General features: G+C 71.9%; 11 protein-coding genes. 7 read left to right on the forward strand and 4 right to left on the reverse strand.

Features of this window, described 5'->3' with window-relative positions:
- The first annotated feature begins 166 nt into the window (after positions 1 to 166).
- The 5 genes from ACA514_RS46150 to ACA514_RS46170 all read left to right on the forward strand — a co-directional run bounded on the left by ACA514_RS46150 (position 167) and on the right by ACA514_RS46170 (position 6,227).
- The gene (locus ACA514_RS46150) at positions 167 to 1,183 is read left to right on the forward strand and encodes a LacI family DNA-binding transcriptional regulator (RefSeq protein WP_375047873.1); all 1,017 of its coding nucleotides are present in this window, start codon (positions 167 to 169) and stop codon (positions 1,181 to 1,183) included.
- Between the two features lie 197 nt (positions 1,184 to 1,380).
- Complete coding sequence (locus ACA514_RS46155; RefSeq protein ID WP_375047874.1) at positions 1,381 to 2,745, forward strand: ABC transporter substrate-binding protein; 1,365 nt, start codon at positions 1,381 to 1,383, stop codon at positions 2,743 to 2,745.
- 73 nt (positions 2,746 to 2,818) lie between these two features.
- Complete coding sequence (locus ACA514_RS46160; RefSeq protein WP_375047875.1) at positions 2,819 to 3,748, forward strand: carbohydrate ABC transporter permease; 930 nt, start codon at positions 2,819 to 2,821, stop codon at positions 3,746 to 3,748.
- Between the two features lie 3 nt (positions 3,749 to 3,751).
- Entirely contained in the window at positions 3,752 to 4,630 is an 879-nt protein-coding gene (locus ACA514_RS46165; RefSeq protein ID WP_375047876.1) for a carbohydrate ABC transporter permease, read from the forward strand.
- 52 nt (positions 4,631 to 4,682) lie between these two features.
- Positions 4,683 to 6,227, forward strand: a complete 1,545-nt coding sequence (locus tag ACA514_RS46170) for a glycoside hydrolase family 13 protein (protein WP_375047877.1) — start codon at positions 4,683 to 4,685, stop codon at positions 6,225 to 6,227.
- Positions 6,228 to 6,280: 53 nt separating this feature from the next.
- Here the strand turns inward: ACA514_RS46170 and ACA514_RS46175 are convergent, their stop codons facing one another.
- Complete coding sequence (locus tag ACA514_RS46175; RefSeq protein WP_375047878.1) at positions 6,281 to 6,535, reverse strand: protealysin inhibitor emfourin; 255 nt, start codon at positions 6,533 to 6,535, stop codon at positions 6,281 to 6,283.
- A 74-nt stretch (positions 6,536 to 6,609) separates the two neighbouring features.
- Positions 6,610 to 7,638 (reverse strand): M4 family metallopeptidase, encoded by a 1,029-nt coding sequence (locus tag ACA514_RS46180; protein ID WP_375047879.1) that lies wholly within the window; start codon positions 7,636 to 7,638, stop codon positions 6,610 to 6,612.
- 183 nt (positions 7,639 to 7,821) lie between these two features.
- Here ACA514_RS46180 and recO point away from each other — a divergent pair, with 183 nt between their 5' ends.
- Together recO and ACA514_RS46190 are read left to right on the forward strand one after the other, a co-directional pair.
- A complete protein-coding gene (gene recO / locus ACA514_RS46185) occupies positions 7,822 to 8,619 on the forward strand; it encodes a DNA repair protein RecO (RefSeq protein WP_375047881.1) in 798 nt (265 codons plus the stop codon).
- Entirely contained in the window at positions 8,616 to 9,416 is an 801-nt protein-coding gene (locus ACA514_RS46190) for an isoprenyl transferase (protein ID WP_375047882.1), read from the forward strand. Before recO ends, ACA514_RS46190 begins: the two co-directional genes overlap by 4 nt.
- Positions 9,417 to 9,428: 12 nt before the next feature.
- Here ACA514_RS46190 and ACA514_RS46195 read toward each other — a convergent pair whose 3' ends face one another.
- Both ACA514_RS46195 and ACA514_RS46200 read right to left on the reverse strand, forming a co-directional pair.
- Positions 9,429 to 9,854: an OsmC family protein gene (locus ACA514_RS46195; RefSeq protein ID WP_375047883.1), complete on the reverse strand. Its 426-nt coding sequence runs from the start codon at positions 9,852 to 9,854 to the stop codon at positions 9,429 to 9,431.
- Between the two features lie 80 nt (positions 9,855 to 9,934).
- A complete protein-coding gene (locus ACA514_RS46200) occupies positions 9,935 to 11,548 on the reverse strand; it encodes a M4 family metallopeptidase (protein ID WP_375047884.1) in 1,614 nt (537 codons plus the stop codon).
- Between the last annotated feature and the right edge of the window lie 73 nt (positions 11,549 to 11,621).

The raw sequence follows: 11,621 nt of genomic DNA on the forward strand, positions 1-11,621 counted from the left end.
CTCCACCGGCGGGCGGGCCCGCTCCGCTCGCTGCACTCGCTCCACGGGCCCGCCCGTGGCCGGGGGCTGGGGTCTGGCCCTCCGTTCATGTGCTCAGCCGGGTTTCACGGTCGATGCCTGCAAGGAACGCAAGCGGTTTGCAGGGTGGCGTCGTATAGTTGCGGGTATGACACGTCGACTGGCTGAGGTCGCCAAGAAGGTCGGGGTCAGCGAGGCCACCGTCAGCCGCGTGCTGAACGACAAGCCGGGCGTCTCCGACGCGACCCGCGCCGCCGTGCTGACCGCCCTGGACGTGCTGGGCTACGAGCGCCCGACGCAGCTCCGGGGCGAGCGGGCCCGGCTGGTCGGGCTGGTGCTGCCGGAGCTCGGCAACCCGATCTTCCCCGCGCTGGCCGAGGTCGTGGGCGGCGCGCTCGCGCAGCGCGGCTTCACACCGGTGCTGTGCACCCTGACGCCGGGCGGCCTGTCGGAGGCCGACTACGTGGAGATGCTGCTCCAGCAGCAGGCGTCCGGGGTGATCTTCGCGGGCGGGCTGTACGCCGAGGCGGACGCCCCGCACGGGCACTACCACCGGCTGCTGGACGTGCGGCTGCCCGTCGTGCTGGTCAACGCGGCCAGCGAGAAGCTCAGCTTCCCGCAGGTGTCCACCGACGACGCCGTCGCCGCCGAGCAGGCGTTCGCGCACCTGGTGTCGCTCGGGCACGAGCGCATCGGCGTGGTCCTCGGCCCCGAGGACCACGTGCCGTCCAGCCGCAAGCTCGCCGCCGTCCGCGCCGCCGCCGAGCGCGCCGGCCTGGAGCTGCCCGGCGCGTGGGTGCGGCGGAGCATGTTCTCGCTGGAGGGCGGCCAGGCCGTCACCGGACGGCTGATCCGCGACGGCGTGACCGGCGTGATCTGCGCCAGCGACCCGCTCGCCCTCGGCGTCATCCGCGCGGTGCGGCGGCTCGGGATGGCGGTTCCGGACGACGTCTCCGTCGTCGGTTACGACGACTCGGCGTTCATGAACTGCGTGAATCCGCCGCTCACCACCGTCCGGCAGCCGATCGAGGCGATCGGCCGCGCCGCCGTTGCGCTGCTGGTGAGCCAGGTGGAGGGCGGCCCGGTCGCCGCCGAGGAACTGCTGTACGAGCCGGAGCTGGTCGTCCGCGCGTCCACGGCGCCGCACCGGAACCCGCGCGGCTGACGCCGCGGACCCCGTACCGGACCGTCCGAAAGCCGCCCTCACGCAGGGCGGCTTTCGTCGTGCTGCGCCGGCTTACGTCGAGGCCGGACCCTGGTTGTCGAGTTCTTGCGAATATTAATTCTTCTATTGCACTGTGATGTTGGTCTCTGTATGTTCCTCGCAATCGGCCGACCCAACGGCCCAGGAGGGAACCCCCCATGAGATCCCGGATTCTCGCCACCGCGCTCGCCGCGGCCCTCGGCGCCTCCGTCGCCGGCTGCGGCGGGGACGGCTCCGGTGGCAAGGACACCGCGCCCCTGGACGCCGGCACGAAGGTGTCGATCACGGTCGGCTGCATGCCGGCCAAGAGCCAGGCCGCGCAGCGCAAGGAGTGGCTGGAGGACGTCGCCGCGTTCCAGAAGCTGCACCCGAACATCACGATCGACGGCAAGGACGCCTTCCCCTGCATCGACCCGAACACCTTCCAGGCGAAGCTGGCGGGCGGGCAGATGGAGGACGTCTACTACGTCTACTTCACCGACGTGCGCGGCGTCATCGCCAACGGCCAGGCGGCCGACATCACCCCCTACGTCGGCCAGTCCAAGCAGTACCCGAGCGTCGACCCGGCGGTCGAGAAGGTCTTCAAGGACGGCGGCAAGGTCTACGGCCTGCCCCGGCAGAACTATTCGATGGGCCTGTTCTACAGCCGTCCCCTGTTCAAGAAGGCCGGCCTCGACCCCGACCGGCCGCCCACGACCTGGGCCGAGGTCCGCGAGGCCGCCAAGAAGATCAGCGCCCTCGGCGACGGCACCGTCGGCTACGCCGAGTTCAGCGCCAAGAACCAGGGCGGCTGGCACTTCACCACCTCCGTCTACGGCCAGGGCGGCGACATGGTCACCGCCGACGGCAAGAAGTCGGCGTTCGACGGCCCGCAGGGGAGGGCCGTCCTGCAGAACCTCAAGGACATGCGCTGGACCGACGACTCGATGGGCAGCAAGCAGCTGCTCGTCGACGCCGACGTGCAGCGGATGATGGCCGCCGGCAAGCTCGGCATGTACCTCGGCGCCCCCGACAACGCGACCGCGCTGGTCGACCAGTTCAAGGGCAGGTACGAGGACTACGGCATGGCGCCGATCCCCGGCTCCACCGGGACGCTGATGGGCGGCGACGGCTACCTGTTCAGCCCCAAGGCGTCCCCGGAGAAGATCAAGGCCGGGCTGATGTGGCTCGACTACGCCATGCTCACCCCCGGGCAGGGCCAGCTGAACTACGCGCGGGCCGCCAAGGACGGCCGTCCCGTCGGCATCCCGCAGCCGAAGCTGTTCGGCCAGAACGCGATGGGAGAGAAGGACCGGCAGCTGCGCGCGGGCTCGGCGAACCTGCCCGTCGCGAACTTCGAACCGTACGAGGACGCCTACGCCAAGGTCCCCGGGAAGCTGGAGCCGCCGCAGGCCCAGCAGCTCTACACGATCCTCGACTCGGTCGTCCAGGCCGTGCTGACCAGGCGCGACGCGAACATCGACCAGCTGCTCGCGGACGCGCGGAAGAAGGCCGACGCCGCACTGGCGCGGTCGGGGAGCTGACCCCCGCCCCGCCCGGGGCGCCGGCCGGCCGCGCCGGCGCCCCGGACCCGCCGCCCAACGCCCGGAGGCACCGATGACCACAGCGCGGACGATCGTCCGCCCCGCCGCGCACGCGCGGCGGCACCCCACCCGCGCCCGGCGCGCCGTGAAGCGCAACCTGACCGCGTACGGGTTCCTGTGCGGGGCGCTGATCTGCTTCGCGTTCTTCTCCTGGTACCCGATCGTCCGCGAGGTCCTGCTCAGCTTCCAGAAGACCAACTTCGTCGGGGACGCCCGCTGGGTCGGGCTCGACAACTTCCGCACCGTGTTCGCCGACCCCGGGTTCGCGGACGCGTGGGTCAACACGGCGGAGTTCACGCTGCTCGCGCTGGTCGTCGGGTACGTCGTCCCGTTCGCCATCGCGATCGTCCTGAACGAGCTGAAGCACGTCCGCGCCTACCTGCGGTTCGTGGTGTACCTGCCGGTGATGCTGCCGCCCGCCGTCGCGGTGCTGCTGTTCAAGTGGTTCTACGACCCAGGGCCGGGGCTGTTCAACCAGCTGCTGCACGCCGTCCACCTGCCGGGGCTGAGCTGGCTCGACTCGACCGGCACCGCGCTGGTCTCGCTGGTGATCGTGTCGACGTGGATGAACCTCGGCAGCGGGACGCTGATCTACCTGGCAGCGCTGCAGACGATCCCGGGCGAGCTGTACGAGGCGGCGGAGCTGGACGGCGCCGGGCTGTTCCGCCGGATCCGGCACATCACCATCCCGCAGACCCGGCTGATCCTGCTGGTGATGCTGCTGCTGCAGATCATCGCGACGATGCAGGTGTTCATCGAGCCGTACCTGCTGACCGGCGGCGGGCCCGAAGGCTCGACCGTCACCGTGGCGTACCTGATGTACCAGTACGCGTTCAACTTCACCAATTTCGGCGGCGGGGGCGCGCTCGGACTGATGCTGATGCTCGTGCTGATGGTGTTCTCCGCCGTCTACCTGCGCGTCTCGCGCGAGGAGGCGAGGTAACCGATGGCGGAGACGCGCACCCTGGTCTCGCCGCACACGCTCGGCACCCGGCGCGGCAAGGCGGTCTACTGGACGACCCTCGTCTCGATCGTCGTCGTCTTCACGTTCGTGTTCGTGTTCCCGCTGTACTGGATGGTCACCGGCGCGATGAAGTCGCCGGACGAGCTCGCCGGCGTCCCACCGGACGTGTTCCCGCACCACCTCGACCTGTCCGGGTACCGGGAGGCGTGGCGGCAGCTCGACCTCGGCCTGTACCTGCGCAACACGCTGGTGTACGCGGTCGGCGCCTGGCTGTTCACGATGGCCGTCGACGTCACCGCCGCGTACGCGCTGTCGAAGCTGCGGCCGATGTTCGGCGGGGCGGTGCTCGGGCTGATGCTGGCGACGCTGATGGTCCCGCCGATGGTGATCCTGCTGCCCGCCTACCTGACCGTGAAGGACCTGCCGCTCCTGCACGTCAACCTGCTGAACACGCCGTGGGCGATCTGGCTGCCGGCCGCCGCGAACGCCTTCAACATCTTCCTGCTCAAGCGGTTCTTCGACTCGATCCCCACCGAGCTCCTCCAGGCCGCCGAGGTGGACGGCGCCTCGCCCGCGCGGATCCTGTGGTCGGTGGTCCTGCCGGTCTCGCGGCCCATCCTCGGCGTCGTGTCCATCTTCACGATCGTGAACGTGTGGCGCGACTTCGTCTGGCCGCTGCTGGTGCTGCCCGACTCGCACCGCAAGACGATCAGCGTGGCGATCTCGTCGCTGGCGGTGCAGGTGCCGCAGAACGTGCTGATCGGCTCGCTGGTCATCGCGAGCGTGCCCACCATCGTCGTCTTCTTCGTCTTCCAGCGGCACATCATGGCCGGCCTCACGGCGGGCGGCCTGAAGGGCTGACCCCCGTCCCTCTTTTGACGATCCCCTCTTTTAACGAGCAAGGAGTGTTCGCATGCCCGAAGCATGGTGGCGTGGCGCGGTGATCTACCAGGTGTACCCGCGCAGCTTCGCCGACGGGAACGGCGACGGCGTCGGCGACCTCGCCGGCCTGCGCGACCGGCTGCCCTACCTCGCCGGGCTCGGCGTCGACGCGCTGTGGCTCAACCCGTGGTACCCGTCCCCGATGGCGGACGGCGGCTACGACGTCGCCGACTACCGCGACGTCGAGGCGGTGTTCGGGACGCTCGCCGAGGCCGAGGCGTTCATCGGCGCGGCGCACGGCGCGGGGTTGCGGATCATCCTGGACGTGGTGCCCAACCACGCCTCCGACCGGGCGGCCTGGTTCCAGGAGGCGCTGGCCGCCGGGCCGGGCTCGCCCGCGCGGGAGCGCTTCTGGTTCCGTCCCGGACGCGGCGACGGGCCGCCCAACGACTGGCGGTCGATCTTCGGCGGGCCCGCCTGGACCCGCGTCCCGGACGGCGAGTGGTACCTGCACCTGTTCGCGCCCGAGCAGCCGGACTGGAACTGGAACAGCCCCGACGTCGTCCAGGAGTTCCACGACGTGCTGCGGTTCTGGTATGGGCGCGGCGTGGACGGCATCCGCATCGACTCGGCCGCGCTGCTGGTCAAGGATCCCGACGCCGAACCGGACGGCGGCGACCCCTACACCGACCGCGACGGCGTCCACGACATCTACCGGGGCTGGCGCAAGGTCACCGACGAGTACCCGGGCCGGATGCTGGTCGGCGAGGTGTGGCTGCCCGACCAGGAGCGCTTCGCCCGCTACCTGCGCCCCGACGAGATGCACACCGCGTTCAACTTCGACTTCCTGAACTGCGCGTTCGAGCCGCGCGCGCTGCGCGGGGTGATCGACACGACGCTCGCCACGCACGCCCCGCTCGGCGCGTCCCCGACCTGGGTGCTGTCGAACCACGACGTCGTCCGGCCCGTCACCCGCTACGGCCGCGCCGACACCTCCTTCGACCTGCAGGACCGCCGGCACGGCGCGCCCACCGACCGGGCCCTCGGGGTGCGGCGGGCGCGGGCGGCGGCGCTGCTGGCGATGGCGCTGCCCGGCGCCGTCTACATCTACCAGGGCGAGGAGCTCGGCCTCCCCGAGGTCGAGGACCTTCCCGACGACCTGCGCCAGGACCCGATCTGGAGCCGTTCGGGCCACACCGACCCGGGCCGCGACGGCTGCCGCGTCCCGCTGCCGTGGTCGGGGGACCGGCCGCCGTTCGGGTTCGGCGGCGACCCCTGGCTGCCGCAGCCCGCAGACTGGAAGGACCTGACCGTCGAGGCGCAGGACCCCGACCCCGGCTCGATGCTCAACCTCTACCGCAGGGCGCTGGCGCTGCGCCGCGAGCACCTGGGCGACGGCGCCCTGACCTGGCTCCCGTCCCCGGACGCCGTCCTGTCCTTCACCCGCGACTCCGGGCTGACCTGCACGGTCAACCTCGGCGCCGAGCCGGTGCCGGTCACCGGCGAGGTGCTGCTGGCGAGCGGACCCCTGCCGGACGGCCTGCTGCCGCCCGACACCACCATCTGGCTGCGCTGAGCCGCCCCGGTCACCCGCCCGCCCCGGCCGGAGCGGCCGGGGCGGGCGCGGGGTCACCGGGCGCGGCCGAGGACGTGGTGGACGAGCTCGCGCAGCGGGCCGCTCAGCTGGGCCTCGCCGACCGTGGCGCGCCGGCCGTCGATGTCGATGTCGTACACGAACTGGTCGGGGATCCGGCCGGGCGGCGGCACCGCCGCCAGGTCGACCCGGCCGACCAGCCGCGCCAGCATCGGATCGGTCGCACTGTCGGCCTCGCCCCGCCGCCGGATCCCGGCGAACCCTCCGCTGCGGACGACTGTCACCTTCACCGCACCGTCACCGTCCCGCACTGTCACCACCGTGTCGCGCGGTCCCCCCGGCCGCGCCGTCGCTTCGGCCTGCCTCACTGTTGGACGCCTACCCCTTTCCATGCGTTGCTCACCGCGGTGGTCTCGGCGGCGCCGGCGCCGTAGAGGCGGGTCGCGGTCTGGACGGTCGCGGCCGCGAAGCCGACGAAGTCGATGGCGCTCGCCAGCGACCCGCCGGTGAGGGTCTCGTACCAGACGCGCCCGGCCTTCTCCCAGGCGTTCCCGCCGATCGCGGCGGCGGCGAGGTAGAAGGCGCGGTTCGGGATGCCGGAGTTGATGTGGACGCCGCCGTTGTCCTCATAGGTGTGGACGTAGCCGCTCATGTCGGCGGGCTGCGGGTCCTTGCCGAGCTGCGGGTCGTCGTAGGCGGTGCCCGGCTCCTTCATCGAGCGGAGCGCGACGCCGTGCACGCCGGACGCGAGCAGGCCCTGGCCGATGAGCCAGTCGGCCTGGTCGGCGGTCTGGCCGAGGTGCATCTGCTTGATCAGGGAGCCGAACACGTCGGAGACCGACTCGTTGAGCGCGCCGGACTGGCCCGAGTAGTCGAGGTTGGCGGTGTACTGCGTGACGCCGTGCGTCAGCTCGTGGCCGGTCACGTCGAGCGGGCCGGTGAAGTCGGTGAAGATCGCGCCGTCCCCGTCGCCGTACACCATCTGCTCGCCGTTCCAGAAGGCGTTGTCGTACCGCTCGCCGTAGTGGACCGTCGAGACCATCTTCAGGCCGGCGCCGTCGATCGAGTCGCGCCCGTAGGCGGTCTGGTAGAAGCCGAAGGTGGCGCCCAGCCAGTCGTAGGCCTGGTCGCAGGAGGTGTCGCCGGTGGCGGCGGCGCCCTCGGCGCGGACGGTCCTGCCGGGGAGCTCCTCCTTGTGCCCGGCGTCGGCGACCAGCCGGTTCGGGGCGGTGGCACCGGACGGGGCGGGGGCGGCCGGGGAGGCGAGCCGGCGTTCGGTGGCGTGGGCGGAGGTGAGGGCCAGGGTACGGCGGGCCCGGTCGCGCATCGCGGGGTCGGTGGCGTCCCGTGCGATGCGTTCGAGCATGTGCGGCGGCACGATGTGGCATCTCATGCCCCAACGCTGTCAGGTCGCCGTGGCGGCGGCCACATCTTTCGCCGTCACCGCACGGCCGAAACCGGTCACGAAGCGTGACCGGATCCGGAACGTCCGGTACCGGAGGGGGACTTGTGAAGATCCTGCGGAGATGCCGGGCGGCGCGACGAGGCACCCGGGCGGGTGCGCGAGAATGAACGGGTGACCCTCTACCGCGACGAAGGCATCGTCCTGCGCACCCAGAAGCTGGGCGAGGCCGACCGCATCGTGACGGTGCTGACCCGGCGCAGCGGCCGGATCCGCGCCGCGGCGAAGGGGGTGCGCAAGACCAAGTCCCGGTTCGGCGCCCGGCTGGAGCCGTTCACGCACGTCGACCTGCAGCTGTACGAGCGCCGCTCGCTCGACCTGATCACCCAGGCCGAGACGCTGCGCCCGTACGGCGAGGCGCTGGTGAGCGACTACCCCCGCTACACGGCGGGGACGGCGATGCTGGAGACCGCGGACAAGCTGGCCGGCGAGGAGGGCGAGCCAGCGCTGCGGCAGTTCCTGCTGCTGGTCGGCGGGCTGCGCACGCTCGCCGAGCGCGGCCACGACCCGCGGCTGGTCCTGGACGCCTTCCTGCTGCGCTCGCTGTCGGTCGCCGGGTGGGCCCCGGCGCTGGACGAGTGCTGCCGGTGCGGCACCCGCGGCGGGCTGCGCGGGTTCGCCATCGCGGCGGGCGGCGCGATCTGCGCGAACTGCCGGCAGCCCGGCGCCGCGACGCCGGCGCCGCCGACGTTCGCGCTGATGCTGGCGCTGCTGCGCGGCGACTGGGCGTACGCCGACGCCAGCGAGCCCCGCCACCGGGTGGAGAGCAGCGGCCTGGTCGCCGCCTACCTGCAGTGGCATCTGGAACACGGGATCCGCTCGCTGCGGCACGTCGAGCGCGAGGACCGGGCGGACCGCGCCGACCGCGACTTCACGGCCGCCGGCGACGACACCAACAGGGAGAGAGTGTGAGAAGGGCCGTATCGCCCCCGGAACCGCATCGGAACGGCGCGACGCCGCCGCCGATCCCCGCGGACCTGGTGCCCCGGCACGTCGCCATCGTCATGGACGGCAACGGCCGCTGGGCCAAGGAGCGCGGGCTGCCGCGCACCGAGGGGCACAAGCGCGGCGAGGACTCGCTCTTCGACGTGATCATGGGCGCGATCGAGCTGGGCGTGCCGTACCTGTCGGCGTACGCCTTCTCCACCGAGAACTGGAAGCGCTCGCCGGACGAGGTCCGCTTCCTCATGGGCTTCAACCGGGACGTGATCCGCCGCCGCCGCGACCAGCTGCACTCGATGGGGGTGCGGGTGCGCTGGGCGGGCCGCCGCCCGCGGCTGTGGCGCAGCGTCATCAAGGAGCTGGAGACGGCCGAGGAGATGACGCGCGAGAACGACGTGCTCACCCTGCAGTTCTGCGTGAACTACGGCGGCCGCGCCGAGATCGCGGACGCCGCGGCGGCGATCGCCCGGGACGTGCGCGCCGGCCGGCTCAACCCCGACAAGATCAACGAGAAGGTGTTCGCCCGGTACCTCGACGAGCCGGGCATCCCGGACGTGGACCTGTTCCTGCGCTCGTCGGGGGAGCAGCGCACGTCCAACTTCCTGCTGTGGCAGTCGGCGTACGCGGAGATGGTCTTCCTCGACACGCTGTGGCCCGACTTCGACCGCCGGCACCTGTGGCACGCGTGCGAGGTGTACGCCTCCCGCGACCGCCGGTACGGCGGCGCGCTCCCCAACCCGGTGGAGCCCACCGCCGCGACCGGCTGACGCGGGCGCGGCTCAGACGAGGGCCGCGTCCAGGGTGATCTTGGTGCCCGCGAGGGCCTGGCTGACCGGGCAGTTCGCCTTGGCGTCCTGCGCGGCCTTCTCGAAGGCGTCCGCGGACAGCCCGGGCACGCTCGCCCGGACGGTCAGGTGGATGCCGGTGATGCCCTCGCCGGGCTGGAAGGTGACCTCCGCCTTCGTGTCGACCTTCTCCGGCGGGTTCCCGGCGCCGGCCAGGCCGTGCGACAGGGCCATCGAGTAGCAGGTGGAATGGGCGGCGGCGATCAGTTCCTCCGGGCTCGTCCGGCCGTTCGGCTCCTCGCTGCGGGACGCCCACGTCACGTCGAAGGTGCCGACCTTGGACGAGTCGAGCGAGACGGTGCCCTGACCGCTGAGCAGCGGTCCTTCCCAATGCGCGTTGGCGGTGCGTGTCGTAGCCATGCCTTGATTCTGTCGCACGCCGGGACCGGCGGACGCGAAAGCCCCGCATCGCGGACGATGCGGGGCCCTTCCACGGGTGCCTAGTTCACGTTGACGGCCGACCAGGCGGCGGCGACGGCGCTGTACTGGGTGCTGTTCGCGCCGTACAGGTCCTTGGCCGCGTTCAGGGTGGCCGTGCGGGCTCCCTTGTAGTCGGTGGAGGACGTCATGTAGGTGGTGAGGGCGCGGTACCAGATCTTCGTGGCGGCGTCGCGCCCGACGCCGGTGACGGTGGACCCGTTGGACGTCGGGCTGTCGTAGGAGACGCCGTTGACCGTCTTGGCGCCGCTGCCCTCGGACAGCAGGTAGTAGAAGTGGTTGGCGACGCCCGAGGAGTAGTGCACGTCGAGGTTCTTGGTGCCGGACGACCAGGCGTCCGGCGACTTGCCGTCCTTGCTGGGCTTGTCCATGAAGCGGAGCGCGGCCTTGCCGAAGCCGGGCAGCACGACCTTCTCGCCGACGAGGTAGTCGCCGAGGTCGGCCGAGTTGTTCGCAGAGAACTCGACGGCGGCGGCCATGATGTCGGACGTCGCTTCGTTCAGCCCACCGGATTCACCGGAGTAGGTGAGGTTCGCGGTCGCGGAGGTGACGCCGTGGGTCATCTCGTGGGCGGTGACGTCCAGGGCGGTGAGCGGGCCGAGCTGGGTGCCGTCACCGTCGCCGTAGGTCATGCAGAAGCACGAGTCGTCCCAGAAGGCGTTGGCGTAGCCCTTGTCGTAGTGGACGCGGTTGAAGGACCCCTTGCCGTCGCCGTTGATGCCGAGGCGGCCGAACACGTTCTTGTAGAAGTCCCAGGTCTCGTCGGTGCCGAACTGGGCGTCCACGGCCACGGTCGAGCGGTCGGACGTCGTGCCGCTGCCCCAGTGGTTGTCGGCGTCGGTGAAGATCGTCGCCGGGGCCCGGGAGAGGCAGAACGACAGGACGCAGAAGTCGGTCTTGTTCGCGGCGTCGCCGGTGTAGGTGCCGCCGCGCGTCGGGTCCTTCAGCTGGTAGGCGCTGCCGGACTTCGTCGTCTCCAGCGGGACCGTCCCGGTGTAGAGCGAACGGCCGTCGCCGGCGTCGGTGCGGATCGTCTCCTCGCGCAGCAGCACCTTGCCGGTCGCGGCGTCCACGGACGTCAGGACGCGGCTCGGCGTGCCGTCGGCCTGCCGGCCCGCGGTCTGGATCCGCCAGGCGAGGCGCGGCCGGTGGTCGGCGGTGCGCGCCTCGACGACGAGCTGCGCGGCGCCGCGCGCCTTGTGCCCCTTGGTCAGCGCCTTCTTGGCGGCCGTCGCGGCGGGGAGCTCGGGGGAGGCGTCGGTGGGCGCCGCGGCGAGCGTGAGGCTGCTGCCGCGCCATGCGCCGCCGGCCGACTCGTGGACGACGATGTCGCCGCCCAGCACCGGGAGCCTGTCGTAGGTGCGGGTCATCCGGGTGTGGGACGTGCCGTCCCGGTCCACGGTGACGCCGACGACCTGGAATCCCTGCCCGCCGCCGTCGCGCGTCTGCGCGCCGTGCCCGGCCAGCGCCTTCAGCGCGTGCGCGGCGGCGGTGCGCGGGTCGGGGGGAGCGGGGGCCTGCCGCGCGGACGCCGGCAGCGCGGTGCCGGCCGTCGCGAGCAGGGTCGCCGACGCCAGGAGCGCGGTCCGCCGGCCGGTGATCGCCCGTCTTGTCATGAACGCCCTCTCGTGCGGAGCGCCATGGCCCCCCGAGAGGCCCGCCGTCGGGCCCGCCGTGGCAATGGGACAT

The sequence above is a fragment of the Actinomadura sp. NTSP31 genome, from assembly GCF_041951385.1.
In the GTDB taxonomy this organism is placed as follows: domain Bacteria; phylum Actinomycetota; class Actinomycetes; order Streptosporangiales; family Streptosporangiaceae; genus Spirillospora; species Spirillospora napierensis.